This window comes from Undibacterium sp. MH2W (assembly GCF_049340215.1).
Lineage (GTDB): Bacteria > Pseudomonadota > Gammaproteobacteria > Burkholderiales > Burkholderiaceae_D > Undibacterium.
Genome location: NZ_JBMPPA010000003.1, coordinates 558,004 through 579,074 on the forward strand (window position 1 = coordinate 558,004; position 21,071 = coordinate 579,074).

Annotated in this window: 18 protein-coding genes; 8 read left to right on the top strand and 10 right to left on the bottom strand. The window is 45.5% G+C overall.

The annotated features are described in order from the left end of the window. Nucleotides 1-160: 160 nt before the first annotated feature. On the bottom strand, nucleotides 161-2,434 hold the full coding sequence (locus ACO0K2_RS10440; protein WP_423018426.1) for a hypothetical protein: 2,274 nt from the start codon (nucleotides 2,432-2,434) through the stop codon (nucleotides 161-163). 197 nt (nucleotides 2,435-2,631) lie between these two features. Between ACO0K2_RS10440 and ACO0K2_RS10445 the strand changes: the two genes are divergently transcribed. Next, nucleotides 2,632-3,990, top strand: a complete 1,359-nt coding sequence (locus ACO0K2_RS10445) for an O-antigen ligase family protein (RefSeq protein WP_423018428.1) — start codon at nucleotides 2,632-2,634, stop codon at nucleotides 3,988-3,990. Here ACO0K2_RS10445 and ACO0K2_RS10450 read toward each other — a convergent pair. Genes ACO0K2_RS10450 through ACO0K2_RS10470 form a run of 5 tightly spaced genes read right to left on the bottom strand, consistent with a single transcriptional unit; the run spans nucleotide 3,961 to nucleotide 9,329 of the window. Further along, complete coding sequence (locus ACO0K2_RS10450; protein ID WP_423018430.1) at nucleotides 3,961-5,010, bottom strand: acyltransferase family protein; 1,050 nt, start codon at nucleotides 5,008-5,010, stop codon at nucleotides 3,961-3,963. The genes ACO0K2_RS10445 and ACO0K2_RS10450 overlap by 30 nt on opposite strands. Nucleotides 5,011-5,034: 24 nt before the next feature. Next, nucleotides 5,035-5,970 (bottom strand): glycosyltransferase, encoded by a 936-nt coding sequence (locus ACO0K2_RS10455; protein ID WP_423018432.1) that lies wholly within the window; start codon nucleotides 5,968-5,970, stop codon nucleotides 5,035-5,037. Nucleotides 5,971-5,973: 3 nt separating this feature from the next. After that, complete coding sequence (locus ACO0K2_RS10460; RefSeq protein ID WP_423018434.1) at nucleotides 5,974-6,942, bottom strand: polysaccharide biosynthesis tyrosine autokinase; 969 nt, start codon at nucleotides 6,940-6,942, stop codon at nucleotides 5,974-5,976. A 17-nt stretch (nucleotides 6,943-6,959) separates the two neighbouring features. Then, nucleotides 6,960-8,369, bottom strand: coding sequence for a Wzz/FepE/Etk N-terminal domain-containing protein (locus ACO0K2_RS10465; RefSeq protein WP_423018436.1), 1,410 nt, complete (start codon nucleotides 8,367-8,369; stop codon nucleotides 6,960-6,962). A 9-nt stretch (nucleotides 8,370-8,378) separates the two neighbouring features. After that, nucleotides 8,379-9,329, bottom strand: a complete 951-nt coding sequence (locus ACO0K2_RS10470) for an SLBB domain-containing protein (protein WP_423018438.1) — start codon at nucleotides 9,327-9,329, stop codon at nucleotides 8,379-8,381. Nucleotides 9,330-9,546: 217 nt separating this feature from the next. Between ACO0K2_RS10470 and ACO0K2_RS10475 the strand changes: the two genes are divergently transcribed. Both ACO0K2_RS10475 and ACO0K2_RS10480 read left to right on the top strand, forming a co-directional pair. Further along, nucleotides 9,547-10,494, top strand: a complete 948-nt coding sequence (locus tag ACO0K2_RS10475; RefSeq protein WP_423018440.1) for a glycosyltransferase — start codon at nucleotides 9,547-9,549, stop codon at nucleotides 10,492-10,494. A gap of 25 nt (nucleotides 10,495-10,519) precedes the next feature. Then, nucleotides 10,520-11,938, top strand: coding sequence for an undecaprenyl-phosphate glucose phosphotransferase (locus ACO0K2_RS10480; protein ID WP_423018442.1), 1,419 nt, complete (start codon nucleotides 10,520-10,522; stop codon nucleotides 11,936-11,938). A gap of 52 nt (nucleotides 11,939-11,990) precedes the next feature. Here the strand turns inward: ACO0K2_RS10480 and ACO0K2_RS10485 are convergent, their stop codons facing one another. After that, nucleotides 11,991-13,046: a GNAT family N-acetyltransferase gene (locus ACO0K2_RS10485; RefSeq protein ID WP_423018444.1), complete on the bottom strand. Its 1,056-nt coding sequence runs from the start codon at nucleotides 13,044-13,046 to the stop codon at nucleotides 11,991-11,993. Beyond that, nucleotides 13,043-14,287, bottom strand: coding sequence for a YihY family inner membrane protein (locus ACO0K2_RS10490; protein WP_423018446.1), 1,245 nt, complete (start codon nucleotides 14,285-14,287; stop codon nucleotides 13,043-13,045). Before ACO0K2_RS10490 ends, ACO0K2_RS10485 begins: the two co-directional genes overlap by 4 nt. Nucleotides 14,288-14,374: 87 nt before the next feature. Between ACO0K2_RS10490 and wrbA the strand changes: the two genes are divergently transcribed. From wrbA to ACO0K2_RS10510, 4 genes are read left to right on the top strand one after another with little or no spacing between them, the layout of a single operon-like run. Continuing rightward, nucleotides 14,375-14,986 (top strand): NAD(P)H:quinone oxidoreductase, encoded by a 612-nt coding sequence (wrbA, locus tag ACO0K2_RS10495; RefSeq protein WP_423018448.1) that lies wholly within the window; start codon nucleotides 14,375-14,377, stop codon nucleotides 14,984-14,986. Then, complete coding sequence (locus tag ACO0K2_RS10500; RefSeq protein WP_423018450.1) at nucleotides 14,983-15,363, top strand: DUF2069 domain-containing protein; 381 nt, start codon at nucleotides 14,983-14,985, stop codon at nucleotides 15,361-15,363. The genes wrbA and ACO0K2_RS10500 overlap by 4 nt, the downstream gene beginning before the upstream one ends. Beyond that, nucleotides 15,356-16,762: an FAD-binding oxidoreductase gene (locus ACO0K2_RS10505; RefSeq protein WP_423018452.1), complete on the top strand. Its 1,407-nt coding sequence runs from the start codon at nucleotides 15,356-15,358 to the stop codon at nucleotides 16,760-16,762. The genes ACO0K2_RS10500 and ACO0K2_RS10505 overlap by 8 nt, the downstream gene beginning before the upstream one ends. Nucleotides 16,763-16,780: 18 nt before the next feature. Next, nucleotides 16,781-17,257, top strand: coding sequence for a hypothetical protein (locus ACO0K2_RS10510; RefSeq protein WP_423018454.1), 477 nt, complete (start codon nucleotides 16,781-16,783; stop codon nucleotides 17,255-17,257). A 234-nt stretch (nucleotides 17,258-17,491) separates the two neighbouring features. Here the strand turns inward: ACO0K2_RS10510 and ACO0K2_RS10515 are convergent, their stop codons facing one another. Continuing rightward, nucleotides 17,492-17,692 carry a hypothetical protein gene (locus ACO0K2_RS10515; protein ID WP_423018456.1) on the bottom strand — a complete coding sequence of 67 codons (201 nt, stop codon included), beginning with the start codon at nucleotides 17,690-17,692 and terminating at the stop codon, nucleotides 17,492-17,494. A 1,196-nt stretch (nucleotides 17,693-18,888) separates the two neighbouring features. Between ACO0K2_RS10515 and ACO0K2_RS10520 the strand changes: the two genes are divergently transcribed. Next, complete coding sequence (locus tag ACO0K2_RS10520) at nucleotides 18,889-19,329, top strand: hypothetical protein (RefSeq protein WP_423018458.1); 441 nt, start codon at nucleotides 18,889-18,891, stop codon at nucleotides 19,327-19,329. Nucleotides 19,330-19,925: 596 nt separating this feature from the next. Here the strand turns inward: ACO0K2_RS10520 and ACO0K2_RS10525 are convergent. Next, complete coding sequence (locus ACO0K2_RS10525) at nucleotides 19,926-20,795, bottom strand: DUF2726 domain-containing protein (RefSeq protein ID WP_423018460.1); 870 nt, start codon at nucleotides 20,793-20,795, stop codon at nucleotides 19,926-19,928. Between the last annotated feature and the right edge of the window lie 276 nt (nucleotides 20,796-21,071).

Below are 21,071 nucleotides of genomic sequence, written 5' to 3' on the forward strand. Positions count from 1 at the left end.
GCCAAAAAAAATTTCCAGTAAGCACATCGACCCTCAAAGTCCCACAAAAAAGTGAAGCAAAAAAACCACAAGCGGCGTTACAACTGTTGTTATAACGCCGCTTGTATCCGTAAACATGACTTTAAAGAAAGTAAATTAACATTTCTTTATAGGACTGAAGTTACTCGCTATCAAAGAGTAGTACCTCGTACCACGGGGAAGCCTTATTGAGAATTACCTTGAACCCCTGATCTGTACGTACCAGATCTCCTGCAGACACGGGTGCGAGGCGTTGACCATCGCCGTCTAAAGGATAAATCACCATACGTTTCGCGGTGGTCGGATGAAAAAATGAGACGCCAATGCGTTCCAGCCAGACAGGCCCTGTTGCATCCCGCGGGCCAGAAGGCTTCGTCGCACCAGAGACATCAGGCTCCAGTGTCCACCAACCAGACTCGCCGGGATAGGTGATTACATTTTTAGGACGCGCAGGTACCGAATCAGGCTGCGTACCAGTGGTTGCTCCACTTAAGGTCAATAATAAGCGCCTTGATTGCGTGAGTGGCTTGCTATCGCGACTCATCAACAGCAAGACACCAAACTGCCGGCTCTCCTTGGGAAAAACAGGTGCAAGCATCGTCGATAAGGGTGATACATGGGACAATCGCGAATACCCAGCAAACATTGCGCTATAAGCACCAACCACACTGAGATTAGGCGCATCTCGGTCCGTCGTCATCCGACCACCATTCACAGACCAGATTGCCGAAGCGCTGACCTCTTCTTTCGTCGCCGCCCTTTTTGCGTTAGGCAACGCGTCCTGTGAACCAAAATTAACACTCACACGTTTTGAAAAAACATCTTTTACATCGATGTCGAGATACTTTTTCAAGTAATCGCCATAAGCATCGGAGCTCACACCCTCCCCTGATGCAGCGAGAATCTGCCTCGCTTCTAAGCCAAGGGGGATCACCATATTCTCTTGCAAAGCGGGAATCTGAAACTGTCTAAACATCGAGGCAGCAATACCGGTCGTCACGATTTGCCCGGCATTTCCACTCAGGCCAAAGCTATCAGGCAAGGCACGCCACGTATTTCCATCTGCATATTGAAAGAAAAAAAGCCCATCCCAATCCTGAGCGCTCGCAATTGCAACCATCACCGGCATGATCTCCGCACTCTGCCTATTAGGATACGCTTGGTTAAATTCACTAATAACAAAGGGCTTTTTCTGATCTCGATAAAATGCCCTCTTCAGTAAGAGCTGAAATCCTTCGCGAACAGCAGACTGATCCCGTATCCGCCAGTCGTTACGATCCCACGATTGATGCGGGAAATCATAATGATCCACATAAAAATGCTCATCCGAATAATCCATATTTTTCTGTGAATCGGCGTTCATCACACCGCCGTAATACATTTGGGTTCCCGTCAACGGCACCAAGTCCCCCACCTCGGCACGAACCGCCTGACGCATTGTTTCTAGATATTGATGATCCATGTCCGATAGAAACCGAACGAAATCCAACACCCGACGCTCAGATCCTGCTTCTGGCACATTAAATTTAGGTTGCAATATAGAAGGTGCATCAAGATCAATTTTTGCCAGTGCTTTTTTTGCCAATTGCCTTCCACGCGCTAACCAGCCATCCCCAAACGCAACAACACGGGCTTCGTCAAAGCGAACAAGCAAACCACCCTGCTTGGTCATGCTGCAACTTGCCCAGATACGGCAGGCTTTATCCATACTGCCATATTGACGCTGCGCCCAGCGCTGCCATTGCAACTGTAACATTCGTTGATATTCGCCTTGTAGGTTATCAAGATCCTTTCGTTGCCACGCGCCGACCAGTGACGATTCGTTATTAATTTCCACCATTGCTAGCGCTGGGTCATTATTGAGATCAAGGCGTCGAATCAAGCGCCGCGCGTATTCCACTTGCAGAGCGACCATACGCGGCTCGAATATATGCAAAGGTGTGCTAGCGAAAGGCATTGTCTCCCCGGGCACTAAGGGGGTTACTTGATCGACTGCATACCGAAACGTATAACCCACATGCAAATTCAAATTGACGTAGATTCCTTCATGTCGGAGCGCGTCGATCAATGTCTTCAATCGATCAACGGCAGTAGCGTTAAAAGTGGGAAAAGCACCGGTTGTCAAAATTCCTTGCGGTTTCTCGTCACTATCACTCAACACCGTGTCGAGGTGATGTAATCTCACCGCATTAAACCCAAGACTTCTGAGCTTTTTAGCGATTTTGGGGGCATCTTCTTCTTTTGGGAAATTCGCAGGACCAGATAAGCTGATACCAAATAGCCTTACCCGTTGATCGTCTTTCGTATTTGCGCGCTTATCCGAGCCAACGCGGTAAAAATGGGCATTTTTCACAAACAAACGATCAGACGTGGTCAATGTGTGATTGAGCCCACTAAAATCAGTCACACTGGACATTTGCTCTTCATTAATAGTGAAGGGGTACCAATCAACACTCGCTGACCACGCAACACTATGCAAAGATAAAAGTAGGCTAAACAAGCAAAAACAGAGCCGTTGCGTGCAGTTTTCCAGAAAATATTTCATGAAATAAATCGCAATAAGAAAGCAAGCCATTAGAATATCGCACAACGAATTCACAATGACAGAGATCGATGAAAATTACCGCAAACGCGTCGCCAAAAGTTGAATTTTCACCGGGTGAAATGATCCTGATTCAACTCATGATCGTTCTGTTTGTGGTGTTCTCTCTTTTGCCTTACGGCATTTCTTGGGATTACACAGGCACCTCCGCATTGACTATGGAGGGCTCTGTAACCACGAAGCTAGAATGGGGAGGATTGATCAGTCTCGCCGCGTTATTGCTTTATCGACATCTACCCATCACTTTCGCCGACATACGCACTCTCAACCCATTTTTAGTGGCGGTGCTTGTGTGGTGTTTGCTTTCTAGCGTGTGGTCCCCCCTCCCCGGCGTTACGTTCAAACGCGCCATCCAACTTTTCGGGATCGTGATGATTGGTTTGAGCATCCAATTAGCACCCAAACCACTCCATCTATTATTACGCTGGATGCTTGTGACGCTCATGAGCATTCTTACCTTGTCGCTGTTCATGGTGATCCTCACACCCTCTATCGGTATCGATTATCAATTGGGCGGCGCATGGCGCGGGGCATTATCGCAAAAAAATGAACTAGGCCAAGTCGCAGCTATTTCCATTCTTCTATGGCAGGTTCGCGCCTGCATAGAAAGAACAGACATTCGCCTGCTCATCGGAGGTCTTTTATTTAGTTTTTTTATGTTGGTCATGAGCAAAAGTTCGACGAGTCTCATCATTGCACTTGCGACGAGCATGATTTTTCATCTCCTTAGAAAACGCCGTATTCATTCGGACTATTCTATTTCTCGCATCATTCTCAGTTTGTTGTGCGTCATGATTCTCGGGCTGTACATCTTCTACATGCAAGAATCGCGCTTCCCGACATGGCCAGAACTTTCTGCACCCATTGCACATATCTTCGGCAAGGGCTCTGATCTGACAGGTCGTACTGATATCTGGGAATTAGTCTGGCTGGAGATCCGGAAACACTGGATCATCGGGTTGGGTTATGGCGCTTTCTGGCTTGGGCCTGACAGCTTATCCCAATTTGTGATTACAGCTCTGCACTGGATTCCATTGCAATCGCACAATGGCTATATGGATATTTTGAATGAACAAGGCATCGTTGGCCTAATTTTGACGATCCTATGTTTGCTCACCCAACTTGTCATGGTCATTAAAATGTCCCACGGAGACCGAGTGCAATCCGCGTTTTGGACATCCATGTTACTTGTTGTGATCGTCACCAACTTTACTGAAAGCAGCTTGTTCCGTGGATTTGGATTTCAGAATGTCTTTTTTATTTTCGCATTAGTTGCGGGTACATCAGTGAACCGGCGACTTCGGGAAGCGGAAGAATTAAATGAGCAGATCAACACCCCCTCAATGCGAAAATTTTCTGCCAACACGTAAGCTTGGCCGTTCGATAAATCGGTAAGACAAATCCGCCAAAAAAATAGATGCGCTAATCAAGAGCGTCATACGGAGAGGAAGTAGCCATTGTGGCATCCATGCAGTAATCACACCCAACACGAGCCAATGATACAAATACAGGGAGTAACTGATCCTCCCTAGATAAATCAATGGCTTCATTTGCAATAAGCGACTCACCACCGTTTCTTTTAATACTAAAAAAGAAAAAACAAAACAGAGCGCCAGCCCTTGAATTGAATAACGAACTGACTCGCGGAACTGCTCTCCCCTCCATACAAGAGAAAAGACAATCAACAAGACACCAATGACAAATGTGTCCCATCGCTGCAAAAAAGAAATGATGCGTGGGTAACGAACCCATAAAATCGCGAAGCCAGTACCGTAAAGAATGGAATCAGCACGGGTATCTGTTGCCTTATAAATTCTGTCATTTGGAAGCTGATTAAGACCAATCACGTCGACAAGATATAGCCGCCATACCAGGAAGAGCACTAGCAGGCAAACAATCACGCTCAAGAACCGCCTTGGCATGCGAATTAGACCAATAAAAATAAACGGGAAAAAAAGGTAAAAGTGTTCTTCTACCGCGAGAGACCATGTAATGGATAATGGAGAGGGCAAAACATTGCTAGTAAAGCCAATGAAAATCCCAAAGTAATTCGCAAAATAAAAAAAGACAGAAGCGAGTTCAACCCAAGTCCAGCGCACTGCCGCCAATTGCATCACACACAGCGAAATCAGAACGAATACAAACAACGCTGGCATCAGCCGAAAAAAACGTCGAAGATAGAATTTTTTAATATCGACGCTGCCCGCGCTATCCCATTCGCTGATCATCAATTGCGTGATGATAAAGCCACTAATAAAAAAGAAGATGGTGACACCAAGACCCCCAGGAATAATGTGCCCTAGCCATGCATGCGAAAACAAGACAAGCAAGATAGACACTGCCCTCAAACCATCGAGTGCAAGAATACGAGTCTGGTGTGTTGGGTTCATGGCGCGTCAATCAGGAGAAACATGTTATTTATCACCGTAAGCCTGCGAAACGGCGCCGCGAAAATGATTTAACTTTCCCACCTGAGAAACAGCGACGCGCATCCAATGAAACGCTTTTACCGGCGCAAATAAACTCAGCACGAGTGCAAAAATGACCGCCGCAAAAAATTGCCCTATCGCTCGAGCGGCCAACCACGCACCGCGGCGGCACGCTGAGATCCCAGAATACATTGCCAATTCTGTTCGCATAAACAGCTGACCTGTTCTGAACGAACGCTGCAATAACCAGGCACCTGTGGCACGATCGACTGGCACAATTTCAGAAACGGGGGCTTCATCGCACCATACCATCTTAGCGCCCAAGGCATCTAGGCTCCGAAACAGCATGCTATCCTCGCCGCCCGTTTTTCCAAAAGCGGGATCAAAAGGCCCTTCTTCACCCTTGATCGTCAACTGATCCAGGAGAGTTCTCCGCACAAGCACGTTACCACTTCGGGCATTTTTATCGTCAATGATCGTCCCTGTTGGAAGCCGCCGGCGATCAAAATATCCACCGCGAATGATCCAAGCTGGCACACCTGCTGCGTACTCAGGGACGACGGGCGCAAACACAACATCAGCGCTATATTGTGCCTGCGTGTTCAAAAGCGTCGCCAACCAGTCATCGTCTGGAAGCTCATCATCATCGACCATGCATATCCACTCACCGGTCGCTGCACGAATGGCAGCGTTTCGAGCAAGAGAGATATTTGATTCACTAAGAGGAATACAAGTCAGTTGCCCAGAAAAGCGCGCCGCCATCTCAGCCAACACTTCAGACGCGCTTTGATGCACATCGTTATCAACGACCACCACATTCAACGCAATGTCGGTTATTTTTTGCGAAAAAACTGCCAATAGCAAGCGTCGCAGCAACGCTGGTCGCCGAAAGGTACAAATGCAGACGCTAACAGACACCATAGACTAGGACTGCCGCGCAGCCGAACGAGAGAATAAACGGTGAAAAAGAGCGCGCAACCAGCGACCACTGATATTGGACTGCACGGCGCTCTTCGTTTGATATTGATTGAACACAGTGCCAATGACTTCGACGCCTGCAGCCTGCATATCGCTTTTGGTCTGACGAAGTTCGCTCAGCGAGGTCACATCCTTTTGCGCCATCAACAATACAGCACCCACTTGATGCGCAACCATTTGCGCATCGGACGCCAACGTTGACGAGTACGTATCAATAACGACTGCATCAAATCGCTCGTGACAAGCGTCGAGCAACTCACGGATCCGTGGAACACGTAAAATTTCCAATGGATTCGGTGGACGTGGTCCAGCAGGTAGGATGTGAAGATTAGGCATCAAAGGGATTTGCGCCTCAGCGAGCGGAATGCGCCCAGCAAGAACAGAAGACAATCCGTCTGGTGCACCCAATGAAAATAATGAATGCAGATCGCCGGTCCGTAAATCAGCATCAATCAATAATGTTCTACGTCCAACTTGCGACAGCGCAATCGCGAGGCTTGCTGCCATATACGACTTGCCCTCTTCAGGACCTGCGCTCACTAAGGCGATATGAATCCTCTCGCTTGCACTGAACTTTAACAATAACTCGCTACGTAAGCGTCGTATTTCTTCCGATTCTTTAGAGAAAGGAAAATGAAAAAATCGTAATTTTTCATTTGCCACACCATTCATTAACTCTTTGGTACCGAATCCAAACTGCTCCCCTAACGCGGAATCAATTTCCGCTTGGCTCAAGAAACCGAGACTTAATGCTGCATCACCAAAACGAAGCTTTTTTTGTCTCTGCTCCGCAGCAATCTGCTCTACTTGCTGCGACGTCAGAAGGCCTTTTTGCAAAAACAAATCACCTAAACGTCCAATTTTTACTGTTGGCGTTGTTGCCTCTTCCATGTTGCCCGGTTCCGACATTGTCATTCTCTTCTGCCTCTTCTTTATATGCGTCCGGAGACTGAGGTTATCTCTTCGAAACCGATTTGGGCAATCACTGGCACATCAAACTCACGTTCAAGATCTTCAGCACAACGCACCTTTCTGTTTAAAAGCTCAAGCAAGAAAGCGAGGCTCAATCCAAATAGCAATCCGCCGATCAAACCAAAGATCAGGTTATTTCTTAAGAGTGGCTTAGCATGTTTTTCGGGTACTTCTGCCCACTGCATCACGGTGGCATCTGAAATAGCGACATTACTCGTCATCAGCAATTCATCAAATTTTTGAATCGCGGCGTTGTATATTTTCTGTACGCTGTCTAATTGACGCTGATACGAGCTAATAACATCACGGTGCTTTTTATTTTCAAATGTCTTTTTCTGATAGTTCGCCAGTTCTTCTTCCATCACTTTTTGCTGGTGCGCAAGGCGACTTTCCACCGATTGCATAGAATCAATCGCAGTCGACGATTCGCGCTTCAGTCTCGCCAATAACGCCTGACGCTCTTCTTGAATTGCAATGTATTTTGGATGCCTAGGTCCCAGTGTTGATTGCACGTTAGCCAATTGGGCGTCGAGTGCAACTAAGGCAGCCTTGATACTGGAAATATTGCTTGCACCAGCTACCTCTGGCAAATCTGAACTCAAGTTTCCTTGTTTCATTAAGCCATCAACACTGTGTTTTTTTGCTTGCGCCTCGACACGCTGCATTTGCACTTCTAAAATGCGAGCGCTCAATGCACTCATTTGACGGGATTCAAGATCAGCACGCTCATCAACGTCAACAATTTGAAATTCTTGTTGGTAACTCGTTAATTTTTTTTGTATGTCATCAATTTGTCTGCTCAAGGTCTCTAATTGCGCATTGTATTGATCCTTACGAGCGCGAGCTGGTGCGTTCATCATTTCTAATGACAAATCGATATATGATTTCACCACAGCGTTGGTGATATCTTTCGCCATCTGTGGGCTGTTAGAAGAATACTGAATTTCGACAACCCGACTATTTTTATGCGGAACGACTTCAACGTGTTGCGTGATCGATTCAGCCAGCAATCGAAGCGCACGTTGCTCTCCATATTTCGACACCAAGGCTCTGTAATCCTCTGTGTCTTGTAAACGGAGAGACTCAATAACACGCTCCGCAACCTGTACGCTACGAATAACATCGAACTGCGTTTCGAGATAGCTCTCGTCTTGCATCGGATTGAACTGCCGTCCATTAATGGGATCGTTGATACGGTAATCAATGTAAATATTGGCACTAGCAACGTAAGTCTTTGGGAGAACGAGGCTGGCGATACCGGCAATGACAACAGCGATTGCTGTCACGGCGAAAATGAATACGCGACGAGCACGCAGCATCGCCCCAATTTGGGTAAATGAAAGAATTAATTCAGTAGGTGAACTTCGCATTGGTTATTTTTAAAAAATGCGTTCGTTAATAAACACGACGTCGCCAGGTAATACGACATCCGTAATGCGTGCAGAAAATTCTTTCATTTCACCGTTCGACAATTTACGATGGATGATGATCCTTGATGTACTGCCGCGATCAGTAACGCCACCACCAATGGAAATAACTCGCATCACATTGAGATCGTCTTCCATGGGATAAGAACCAGGACGACGTACCTCACCATAAACGTAAAAATTCTTCACCTGACCGATCACTAACACATCGTTGGGAAGCACCTTCTGCGTGAACTGTCCGTTATTTTTATCGTTATCAAATTCAAGACGGATGCTTGCATATTCAGTGAGCTCTGCTTTTCCATCAACGCTTGAACGCCTCAGAATTTTCATTGTCTTATCTGCACGCGGCGTGACCCCACCCGCAAGACTTAAGGCATCAAGAACAGTTAAGTTACCCTGCAACACAAAGCGTCCAGGTCGCGCCACTTCCCCTAACACCGAGAAGCTTCGACTCACTTGTTGCCCTATTTTTACCGACACTTTCGGATTGACAAGATACTGCCCAGCTTCAAGCTTACTCGCGAAGATTGAGGCAATTTCGATTCCGCTTTTGCCCTTAACATCGACCGTTCCCACCAAAGGCAAGGTAACGACGCCATTCGCACCGACGATAATATCGGCACTTAAGTCAGGTTGCCCGAATACAGTGACAAGAAGTTGATCACCTTCACCAACAACATCATTTGATATGGCACCGGCATCTGCGCTTCCATCTCCGATGCCAGAAGCTGCGGTAGGGGCATATACTGCGTGAGCAAGGCCGGTGATATTTTGTTCAATTTTTAACTGCGAAGAGAGGTTATTATTGTCTTCTTGGGCCATCAGATTCATCGACACCAAAAGCAAACAGAGTCCAGAGAGGTAAAAACCTGGAAGTCGTCGCTTTAACAGTTTGAACAAGGTGAAAATCATTGAAAACCAAGGATGTGAAGAAAATAGTTTATTTTATCTTGCCACAATCATTTCAGTGACATTTTTTTGTCATAGAAACAAAACCGTACAAGTATAGCTAACTTTACAAGAGTAATTAATCTGACATAACAATAATTTACCATTGATAAATTGTCACCGTTGTTAACCTAAGTTAACATTATGTAATAGACCAGCCGGATAATTTATGACGACGACACAACCAGATCACGACAGCTTCACCTCACAAACATCTTACAAGGCACATGATGTAATCACGGTACCTTTAGTGATCATTGCCCCCGTTCGCGATGAGGCAGATCTCATCCGTCTCACTCTTGATTCCATCGTGCGACAAACTGTAAGACCCGTTGAGTGGATTATTGTGGATGATGGTTCTCGCGACAATACCGCAGCGATCGTCCAAGAATATGCAGAACAATATAGCTTCATCCGCCTAGTGCAACGACCAGATCGTGGCTTTCGCAAGGTGGGCGGCGGCGTTGTCGCGGCGTTCAAATATGGCATTTCCCAGATTCAGCATACCGAGTATGAATACATCGCAAAATTAGATGGCGATATGTCCTTTGGCCCCCGGTATTTGGAAATCATGTTCAAAGAATTTGCTAATGACCCTAAATTGGCAGCGGTCTCCGGTAAAGTCTTCCGCGAAGAAAATGGGCGACGCATTGAGGAACTCATCATCAACGAACACGTCGCTGGCCAGTTTAAACTCTATCGACGTGTTGCATTTGAACAAATTGGTGGTTTTGTGGAAGAAGTATTGTGGGATGGTATCGATGTCCACACTGCGCGCATGAAGGGCTGGAATACAAAGAGCTTCTGCCACCCTGATGCATTCTTAATGCACCACCGTTTAATGGGATCCTCCGATAAGAATGTTTACCGTGGACGATTACGCTGGGGGCGAGGCATCTGGTTCATGGGTTACCACCCGCTCTACGCACTTGCTTCTGGAGTGTTCCGCATGAGAGAGAAGCCATTCATTATTGGTGGCTTGTTAATTATCGCAGGATTTATTGGTGCAGCACTCAAAGGCGCTCCTCGCTATGAGAACCCTGAATTCAGAGCGCATTTGCACCGGTGGCAGTTGGGGCAAATTAAGGGTTTATTCTTTAAAAAGCGTGCGAAGTAGTCTCTTGTCTTGTCACTGATAAATCATGTTCAACTCCCATTCCACAGCGAATGCATCACAGCCCGCACATTTACTTTCGGTACTGACAGGCGTCGCCTTCAGCGCCTCGATATGCCTCACTTTGTACGGCATAATTGAGGTCGTCGGTAACGTCGATGACGATGTCTTCAGCATTCGGTTTGTGATTGCCGCGATGACTGGAATTATTGTTTTTTCAAGTCATAGGTTATTAAATTCTTTGCAAGAAAAAAACGCGTTTTCGCTTCTACCAAAGCTTACTTGGCGCTGGTTTGTCGTTTTTATGGTCGTATTGCTCTCCGCATACGTCGATAAAACTTCAGAACAACTTTCGCGCAAAGTAATGTTGCTGTGGCTGGTGATCTCACCGTTTTCACTGATGGTAATGGCGCTCCTCATTCGTGGCGTTGCGACTGCGTATTACGCCAATCCATACAACCGCCGCAAAGCAGTCATTATTTGGTCCAATTCTGCTTGCGCAGATCTGGTGAGCGCCCTACGCAACGCACCGTTGGCAGCAGTGGACGTGATTGGTTTTTTTGACAACAGAAATGCCTCTCGCCCCCCCGCAAAATTAGAACGCCTTGGGGATTTGAGTGACGCTGTAAGTTGGCTGATCGATCCCGACACTGGAAAAATAAAAGTGGACGTGGTTTTTATTGGCCTCAATACCAAAGAACCAGAAGAGCTCTCTGAAATTCTTGAAATTCTCTACGACAGCACGGCAACCACCTACTTCGTTCCAGAGTCATTGATCTTTGGTATGCCTGGTATTCAGTTACGGGAACTTGCTGGCAGACCAGTTTTAGCATCGGCTGAGACACCTTTTATTGGGTTGGCAGCACTTCCAAAACGCATTGTTGATTTTTTCGGGGCGCTCATTGGTTTATTACTGTTATCACCTGTTCTATTGGCGCTCGGTATTGGCGTTAGACTGAGTTCTCCCGGGCCAATCTTGTTCAAACAAATTCGTTATGGCATCGCAGGAAAGCCAATCAGCGTCTACAAGTTCCGAAGCATGAAAATGGCACCCAAAGACACGCCCGTCATTCAGGCCACAATTGGTGATAGTCGCGTGACAAAGTTTGGGGCATTTATCCGCAAGACCTCGCTTGATGAACTCCCTCAATTGTTTAACGTACTGACGGGAGACATGAGCCTTGTTGGTCCTCGACCTCATGCTGTTGCGCACAATGAACTGTACCGCAAGTTAGTCAACGGCTATATGTTCCGCCATAAAATCAAACCGGGCATTACTGGGTGGGCGCAAGTGAATGGTCTTCGTGGTGAAACAGACACGTTAGAAAAAATGCAGGCACGCGTCGACTATGATCTGTATTACCTACAACATTGGTCGATCTGGTTAGATTTCGTCATTTTATGGAGAACAGTGAAGGTAGTTTTTGGCGACAAAAACGCCTACTAATCTCTTCGGCAAACTAATTCACCAAAAACGAGACGATGGTGCGTCTCGTTTTTTATTTCAGCGTCCGCTTTAACTCTCTCATGTATTTACCCACCGTTGAGTTTTTAATGCCGTGACGCATCTGGACGTACTGAGACTGTAACCTGGAGATTAATGCTGGCGACGACACGGCACCCTCGCACAGATCATGATGCCCAGTAGCGAAACGCACTTTATAAGCCTGCTCTCCTTTACCGAGATCAATTAAACCAATGCCCGCAGATGCCGCTTCCCGCGCACATGACGCAAGCAAAATAAGTCCCGGTGAAAATTCTCCAAATTGCGTGCCATACCAAGGAAACCAATAATGAAACGTGGAAGCAGAGCGCATACCAAAATGGGCAGCAACAAGCGTATCACCAGCATAGAGTGTAGAGAGCACACCGGCAAAATCCGGCGCATTGGCATGATGAATTGACTCCACCACAGAGCGTATCCAAGGCACAGCAAAAACGTCATGATCGTTACCAAGAGTACGGATAAATTGATCAGATTTTCCACGTAAAAGCGCTGCAAATTCGGCAGGAACATGCGTATCAAAATAAAACCGCAATGGCCCCATTTTTTTTGATAATTTCCGCTGGCTTGTTTCAATTTTTTTGAGTAAAGAAGCATCCCTTTTCTCTTGCAATCGCTGCGCATAGGCTGCAAATCCACCCTCAAGATTTAAGGTCAATGATTTACTTTGCTCCCAAGCATTATCAGAAAACTCCCGTCTATCGATAGGCATATGGTTGAATGCCATGTAGCGACAACCCATTACTCGCAACGCTTCGCTAACAGGCATTTGGAAGTCTGGCGCGCAGATAGGTCCCTGATAGTCGGTCAAACCACCACCAATCACATCCGCGCTCAATCGGTTTTTTTGATGGTATGGCAGAAACCCACAAACCATTCCACCGTCTTCCATCACAAGAACGCGTGCATCTTCTCGTGAATCGCCAATGATTTGGGTGTACATGGGATGGTAGTAAGGGCTCTGGTAAATCACACTGGATTGCAGAAACTGCTTCCAAGTAGTTTGCAGGCCAACATCCAATTCCGGACAAGTGATAACGTGAAATTTCATCGTTTTACTAAGACATGGTGAAGCAAATATTGCTCTAAATTTTCTTGCAACTGTGCTTCCATGGCACCCTCAACGATCGTTGATAAACGGCTACCTTGGACTGGCTCGAATACAAAAATACGGTAGATATCTGCTAAGGTCAGTTTTTCTGGGTTAGCGGTTAATGCCCATAATTCACCGCCTTCATTTCTCTTCGCCCACCATAAGCGCCTTGTTTGCTTGACTTCGTTCGACACGATCTGAGAAACCCATCCAGCGTCCTGCATGCGCTGTAAGAGTCCCTCGATTTCATCCAAACCGAACCGCGTTTGTACACGCAATTGCGCCACACTCACAACCGCATCGGTCCGCTCTTTACGCGCCACCACAAGTACCTGCAGTAAGCGCATCGCATCCTCAAAGGCACTACCAGGCGTGGGCACATGCCACCATCGCTCAAATTTCACCACAGGTAGTGATGCAGCAATCACAGCACCAATCAATGTAATCAGCCAGGAGACGTAAATCCATATCAAAAAGATTGGAACCGCCGCGAGTGCACCGTAAACGATGGTATAGGTCGGAAAATGCGCCACAAAAATAGCAAACCCTCTCTTGGCAACTTCAAATGCACAGCCAGCAAACAAACCGCCCCATGCTGCGTCATGCCAATCGACGGCGCGATTAGGCACCGCGAGGTAAAGTAATGTGTAAGCGCATGTTGTAAAAATTAACGAGATAAAGGTGTAAAAGACACCGCCTATAAAGGGTACCGAACCAACGACGCCGCTGGTCGCAGTAAAGAGATAGGACGTAATTGAAATCGAGACGCCAATCAAAAAAGGACCGAGCGTCACAATCGCCCAATACACTAAGATCCGTTGCATGAGCGGTCTAGAGCGTTTTACTTGCCAGATTTGGTTAAATGCACGGTCGATGGTCGCCATGGTCGCAATGGCCGTCATCAATAACGCAACACCACTCACCGCTGATAAACGCGTCGCTTTTGTCGCAAACTGCGTAAGGTAGCCTAAAATAGTGTTAGCGATGCCTTTGGGCATTAAGTTTTGGACGAAATAAGCCTCAAGCGATGTTCGAAAAGTGTTGAATAAGGGAAAAGCAGTAAAGACGGCGAGTGCAACTGTCAATATTGGCACTAGTGCCAATACCGTGGTAAACGTCAAGCTACCTGCAACTTGCGTCAATCGCCCTTCTCGTAACCTTTGTAGTCCGAAGAAAAAGAGATTCTGTAAATGCTTCAAAGACAATCCACGCATATGTTTCATAAAAAAATAAGTTGGCGCTATTTTACTTAGAGTGTGCCTGGAAAGTCTCCTATAATCATCATTATGAACACATTACCTCTCACGATTCTTGTTTTATTTTATTCACGTCACGGTAGCACACGCAAAATGGCAGAATTCATTGCCCAGGGTATAGAAAGTGTTCCCGGTTGTGATGCGCGTCTTCGTACGGTACCTGCAGTCTCTCCGACGATCGAAGCATCTGAAGCTGATATCCCATCCGATGGCGCCCCGTACGTCGAATTGAGCGATTTAAAAGAATGCGCTGGACTCGCACTTGGTTCGCCCACGCGCTTTGGCAATATGGCAGCAGCGATGAAGTATTTTTTAGACGGCACGTCTGCTGACTGGTTATCGGGCACATTATCTGGGAAACCAGCTGCTGTTTTTACATCGACAGGTAGCTTACACGGCGGTCAAGAATCCACCCTGCTGACAATGATGCTGCCACTCCTTCATCATGGGATGGTGATCGTTGGCCTTCCCTACAGCCAACCAGAGCTGATGACAACAAGCTCCGGTGGAAGCCCCTACGGTGCAACGCATTGGGCAGGACTCGATGGGAAAAATCCAATTTCAGACGAGAGTCGGAAATTAGCCATAGCGCTAGGAAAGCGCCTCGCTGAAACAGCACAAAAACTACATCAGCAAACATGATCAATGCACATCAACAAAGGGCCTACGTTGTCGCATCGGGCGCATTAATATCACTCGTCGTACTCTGCATTGCGTGGGAGATGGTACTCGCACCGCTTCGACCAGGAGGATCATGGGTAGTGTTGAAAGCCCTCCCCTTGCTACTACCGTTACGTGGCGTTTTGCGCAAAGAAAACTATACGATGCAGTGGACCTCCATGTTGATATGGCTCTATTTCACCGAGGGTTGCGTTCGTGCCTATAGTGACAAAACAACCCTCTCCACATTTTGCGCCATCATGGAAATTGTCCTTTCCCTACTCTACTTTGTTGCGATTTTGGTTTATTTACGACCACTCAAGCAAGCAGCCAAAGCACAACGACGCGCCAATGGATGATTTTCTACATCAATGCCGCCAAACAATTGGGGCACAGTTTGTTCTCACTGAAGTTAAGGATCGTGAATCCTACGAAACCGAATGGCGAAAACGTTTCAGAGGTCGCGCCCTTGCCGTTGTACGTCCAGGTTCAACAGCGGAAGTCCTCGCATTAGTTCAACTCTGCAACCAATTCAAGATCAGTATCGTTCCGCAAGGCGGCAATACAGGCTTAGTCTTAGGTAGCGTTCCTGACGATTCAGGACGTTCAATCATTTTATCTCTGACGCGTCTGAATACAACTCGGCAAATCGATACTGCAAATAACACGATAACGGTGGAAGCCGGCTGTACGCTTTTTGATGTTCAGCAATACGCAGATCACCATGAACGACTCTTCCCGCTTTCTCTGGCGTCAGAGGGCACGTGCACGATTGGTGGAAACTTATCAAGCAATGCTGGTGGTACTGCGGTCTTGCGTTACGGTAACACGCGCGAACTCTGCCTCGGATTAGAAGTCGTCACTGCAGATGGCGAACTATTGAATGGGCTCAAAGGCTTAAGAAAAGATAATACGGGCTACAGTTTGCGCGACATTTATATTGGTGCGGAAGGGACATTGGGCATCATTACTGCTGCCGTCCTCAAACTGTACCCCAAACCCAAAGCCACGAAAACAGCGTTCGTAGCGCTTTCGTCTCCCGCAGCAGCACTCGATTTACTCAACCTCGCTCGTGACAATGTTGGTGCGTCACTCACAACGTTTGAACTTGTTTCATCAATCTGCCTTGAGTTAGTACATAAACATTTCCCAACCTTACCACGTCCATTTCCATCGGCATCTGCGTACTACGTTTTATTGGAAATCTCTGACCAAGAATCCGAAGAACACGCGCAACGCATCATGGAGCAAAGTTTAGACGCTGCACTCACGCAAGCCATCGCTGATGATGCCGTTATTGCTACGTCAATGGCGCAGGCAAAGCAGCTATGGCAACTGAGAGAGAATATCTCGATGGCGCAAGCCTTAGAAGGAAAAAATATTAAACACGATATTTCTCTTCCGAGCTCTTGCATTCCAGCGTTTATAAAAACGACTGGTCGACAATTGGAAACTGCCTTTCCATCAGCGCGGGTCGTATGTTTTGGTCACATGGGCGATGGTAACCTTCACTACAACATTTCCCCTCCTATCGGCGTTGACGACACCTCTTTTTTGCAATTACAAGCTGCCGTTAATCAACTCGTTCACGATGCCGTTCACTCCTATCAAGGTTCAATCTCGGCAGAACACGGTATCGGCGCTTTAAAGCGCGAGGAATTAACTCGCTACAAATCCGCTGTCGAGCTATCGTTAATGCGGAAAATAAAAAAAGCGCTTGATCCCAACAATTTAATGAACCCTGGCAAAATTATTTAAGTTACCCGCTTCTCACCGATGCAAAGAAAACATAATCGCTCCCTTCGACATCATTCATTATTTTTTATTTTTTTATTGGCGGTGCATGTAGCACCGACTTCAAGCGCCACTGAAGTCTACCAATGCGAAAAAAATGGCGCCAAGCAATTTGCCCAGACTGCCTGCCCAAGCGACACACTTCAGCAAGGCCCAGTAAAAGTAAGCGTCTCCACTCCATCCGCGGAAGAACAGCGAGCTGCTGTATCGCGTCAAAAGAAAGCGCAAGACACGCTCAATCAACTCCAACACGCGCGTGAAAAGGAAGAAGAAAAGCAAGCAAAGGTGGCCACCAAACTAGCGAACAAATACCAGCAACACAAGGCAGCCTGCGATCAAGCGCAGTTACATGCGAAATGGGCGCAAGAAGATATGCGTGAAGCCACTGAAAAGACGGCGGCGAAAGCAAAAATTCGCTCTCGACGTGCGAAAGAAAAAGCAGATCTGATTTGTAAGTAGTAGCACGCTCTTTATGTTGCAGAATGGCCAAGCACTAAGCGGGATGCGTGGCTGATAAAGAGTCTGTTAAGCACTTTTTTGAGAGGTCAATGTGACGGGCTAAGTGCCTTGAATATTTACGAAACAATAAAGGCGTTCATAGAAGATTAACGCGACGCCAGTGTTGTTTCCTGTCACACCAAAGCATGGGACATTAAAATTTTTAAAGTTTTTAAAGGTTTTAAGACTTGACTGCTACGGCACTTCACTCGCATTTTTTAGCACCTCTTGCGCAAGCTTTTGAGCCAATTCTTCTTCATAGCAAGACAATTCATTTTTTTTCATCTGCAAGAATGCAGAGAGTTCAACGAGTTGATTTGTAATTTCATTCAAATCCGATTTCACCTGCTGCCAATCTTGTGTGATATTTGCCGACGAGCTCTCTTTTTCCAACATGAAAGTCACCTTCACCTGAAAGAAGTTTAATTTCCATTTTCACCAACGCCATGCGCTAATCTGATTTTAGTTTTGCGTTGTGGCTTTGCCTATCGCTATAAATTGGATTCGGTGAACGGAAAAAGTGCCAAAATGATCATGCAGATTCATAACCGGCATGCCATAGAACGACGAAAACCACTACCCAAAGTCGATTGCAGAATGCAAAAAGCCCGGACAAAAGTCCAGGCTTTTTACGTGAATCTATTGGCCTGCCCAGCAGGAATCGAACCGTTATCTTAGGTAAAATCAAAATTTTTAATGAATGAATGACTGCATTTCAAAGGGAAAAAGAAAATATTTTAAATATGCATCTAGATGCGCAACTTGTATACATATTATCCGACATCATTTCATATTTTCAAAAAGATTTTTTTTCGGATAAGTTACACCGAGACTGTCTGCACCTAAACTTTATAAAGTTTATTTGAGCTACCTGAATCACCACTCACAATCAATTCCGCGAGGAGTCGGTTGAACTCAGGTGAGAGTAGAAAGCCACGCAGATACCAACTGAAAGCATTCAGAAGTAGATTGATGAACCTAAGGAGAGTCTGAAAAATGAATTGCAACGCGCACCTGATGAAATGAGCGAGCAATCTAAAGCAGGTATTCAAAAAATTAAACAAGGAATAGGCGTAGCATTTGTCGGGAGCCACACTTCCAAATGGCGATTTACTTGCTACGCGAGATGGGCTTGGAGCCGCATCGGGTTCGGAAAGACATATCAGCCAATGTAGATATTGGTTGCAAAAAATAAGGAATTGAAGGCAGCAACTAAACTACCATCTTAAATACTCCCATAGATGGAAGGTTAACATCTACCGATCAATTCGGGATACAAAGTTACCCAAGTTAAAGACTGCATCTTTATATGCACACCAACGCAATGGGATTTGCTTTTTTAAGTACTCTACGAACGCTCCACAAAGGAGTAACAGTTTACCAATCCCGAATTTAGTTAAGAGTTGTTATTGAGCTAAGTCACATTCTCGGCATATTCCCAAACCGCGAATTAAATACTTCAGGCGAATCTATTTACTTAATATCCCTTTAAAAAACTACGATACTCGTAACTTTTTCAATACCACATGCTACGACTTACGTAGTATGTGATATTCTAGGACCAAAATTCAATATCTCAATCCCTTTTTGTTATGCTCATCACAACCAATCACAGCCTGCAAGAATCTTTCCGCGGCGGAACGAACACCATTTATTACTCTTGGAAATGTGCGGAGATAGATTTAGATATCCCATATTTTCTTTTTGAGTTTGAGGTAACTCAAAATTGCAAACCGATTCGGCTGCGAACACTTTTCTACTCAATCACTGACCTAATTTCGTATTTGAATATTGCTCAAGAGGACACCAATGCTACTTGCATCGGTATTTCTATGCTATCGCCTGAGTGGCTAAATAAATCAGATCGTTGGCAAATTGATAAATTAGTTAAGATCTTAGAAGTAACTATGGACAAAAAACTCCCACCGATCAACGTGTTTGAGACTGAAGATGGTAGACATCTTTCTGATACGTGCACTGATGTCAATTTAGAAAGAGCAATTGACCTTAAGATTCTATTGACCGTTGAATAAATTGAGACTATTTTCCCAAACAATAGAGACCGCGATTGGCTGATTCCTAATAAGGCAATTCAACTTAACAGGGCTAATCGAGGTTATAAATAGACTACAGCCAACGTAAGAACTGATTTTTAAAAATCCAATCTGTTATATGACTTACTAGATGATAAAAAAATGCCTAAACGGTGGTAACTATCTTCTAGAGCAACTGTAATTTTTTCTTTTCACCCAATTTAAGGGATAGTCGTGAGCCTGCCAATCGAAGTGCCAAACTTATATTTAAATTAGTTTCCTTGTGGCTTTCTCTTGCTGATCCGAGCAGTGAATTCGAGCTTATTATTACCTCTAGAATCTAAAAATGAATGAAATTTATAAAAAAATTTATTAATCTTTTGATTGGCTTTTCGTTAGGTGTCGCAATCTTTTTTGCAGTACCTTTGGCTGCAATTTGTTTTTTATTTGGTTTCGAAAATCTAGGCGGCTTTTTTATAATTGTTTGTATTCTGGGTAGTTTCTTAGGTCCGATGTATCACTCGTTTGTAATTAAGCGCAATAAACCCAAAAAAAACCCACCTACATAAGATGGGTTTGATCTGATACTGATAACTTCAGAAAAGAGGACACTCGGGAACAAATGTAATTGACTGTTCGCGACATCGGTGACGTTTTGGCATTGGAATTTCTCCAATTTGATCAGACAATACTGCATACCAATCATCAATCGTCATAGACTCACTGTTTTCCGTGCGAAGTCGAACAAGCGAAATACCAGCTAATTCTAAGAGTTCATCCTTCATTTTATCTCTTTTACTTGCTTCAACCGAATCATGAAAATTGCTATCAAGTTCAAACGCAATTATCGGGTCGCCCTCTCCTGGGGTTACTAGCAAAAAATCTAAAGTACTAGACAAATAAAAGCGGAATGTTCTACGTGGAACAAGATGTCGAATCCAGTCAGAATTCATCGCAGAGGCCAACGGATAGTTGGGAAGTGCAAGGAGGCCCGGATATCGTAGCTGAACTGCACGGTGAAAATTACGCTCTTGGGGAGACCGATAGACTGTACGTTTAACTCTCGCCATGTCAGAATCTCCGAAACCTGCACAACCATAAGTTGTCACCTGCACTACTCGACGTAACTGAATCAAATTTGGAGTAAGAGGGGGTACTACTGAGCGGGCTTCATTTTTTTGGGCATCAAAACTACCCCCCTGTAAATCAGCACATTTTGGAGCGAAATCGGTCACTAGCTTCATAATAACTTTGGATTCACCTCCTAGTGCATCAGTGCCGAGCAGTTCAACTGCGTCCAAAACGAGGAGAACTAGCACATCTCGATTTGGAGTCAGGGGATTCTCAAGTATGGGACGAATATTGTTGGCAAACTTAACGAAATCGCGTTCGACTAACAGACGTTGAAATTTCTTAAATGTACTATCCGTAGCGATGGATTGGGGAAGAACGTCGACGATTTCCATACTTATCCCCTTACCGCAATACTTGACGCAGTAGCAATAGGCTGAAAACGAAACGTAAGAGTCTCAAGTGGAGTTTCTTCCATTCCTTTAAAACGCTTATTAAAACGTACGCTCCTTGACACAATCAAAATAAGACCCATTTCATGAATTGAGCTTCCCCTGAAATTTAGTTCCCCAAAGGTGACGTAAAATAAACGTAACTTTGGAAAGACAAATGATGAACAGGATACCAAAAAAAGCTTACACGACCGAGTTTAAAGAACTGGCCGTTAAACG

What these genes read in the sequence shown, in the direction of transcription:
- ACO0K2_RS10485 (WP_423018444.1), bottom strand. Translation starts at nt 13,046, where the DNA reads ATGAAATTTCACGTTATCACTTGTCCGGAATTGGATGTTGGCCTGCAA.
- ACO0K2_RS10475 (WP_423018440.1), top strand. Translation starts at nt 9,547, where the DNA reads ATGACGACGACACAACCAGATCACGACAGCTTCACCTCACAAACATCT.
- ACO0K2_RS10460 (WP_423018434.1), bottom strand. Translation starts at nt 6,942, where the DNA reads ATGACAATGTCGGAACCGGGCAACATGGAAGAGGCAACAACGCCAACA.
- ACO0K2_RS10455 (WP_423018432.1), bottom strand. Translation starts at nt 5,970, where the DNA reads ATGGTGTCTGTTAGCGTCTGCATTTGTACCTTTCGGCGACCAGCGTTG.
- ACO0K2_RS10505 (WP_423018452.1), top strand. Translation starts at nt 15,356, where the DNA reads ATGGATGATTTTCTACATCAATGCCGCCAAACAATTGGGGCACAGTTT.
- ACO0K2_RS10515 (WP_423018456.1), bottom strand. Translation starts at nt 17,692, where the DNA reads ATGTTGGAAAAAGAGAGCTCGTCGGCAAATATCACACAAGATTGGCAG.
- ACO0K2_RS10510 (WP_423018454.1), top strand. Translation starts at nt 16,781, where the DNA reads ATGCAAAGAAAACATAATCGCTCCCTTCGACATCATTCATTATTTTTT.
- ACO0K2_RS10465 (WP_423018436.1), bottom strand. Translation starts at nt 8,369, where the DNA reads ATGCGAAGTTCACCTACTGAATTAATTCTTTCATTTACCCAAATTGGG.
- ACO0K2_RS10445 (WP_423018428.1), top strand. Translation starts at nt 2,632, where the DNA reads ATGAAAATTACCGCAAACGCGTCGCCAAAAGTTGAATTTTCACCGGGT.
- ACO0K2_RS10450 (WP_423018430.1), bottom strand. Translation starts at nt 5,010, where the DNA reads ATGAACCCAACACACCAGACTCGTATTCTTGCACTCGATGGTTTGAGG.
- wrbA (WP_423018448.1), top strand. Translation starts at nt 14,375, where the DNA reads ATGAACACATTACCTCTCACGATTCTTGTTTTATTTTATTCACGTCAC.
- ACO0K2_RS10480 (WP_423018442.1), top strand. Translation starts at nt 10,520, where the DNA reads ATGTTCAACTCCCATTCCACAGCGAATGCATCACAGCCCGCACATTTA.
- ACO0K2_RS10440 (WP_423018426.1), bottom strand. Translation starts at nt 2,434, where the DNA reads ATGTCCAGTGTGACTGATTTTAGTGGGCTCAATCACACATTGACCACG.
- ACO0K2_RS10500 (WP_423018450.1), top strand. Translation starts at nt 14,983, where the DNA reads ATGATCAATGCACATCAACAAAGGGCCTACGTTGTCGCATCGGGCGCA.
- ACO0K2_RS10525 (WP_423018460.1), bottom strand. Translation starts at nt 20,795, where the DNA reads ATGGAAATCGTCGACGTTCTTCCCCAATCCATCGCTACGGATAGTACA.
- ACO0K2_RS10520 (WP_423018458.1), top strand. Translation starts at nt 18,889, where the DNA reads ATGCTCATCACAACCAATCACAGCCTGCAAGAATCTTTCCGCGGCGGA.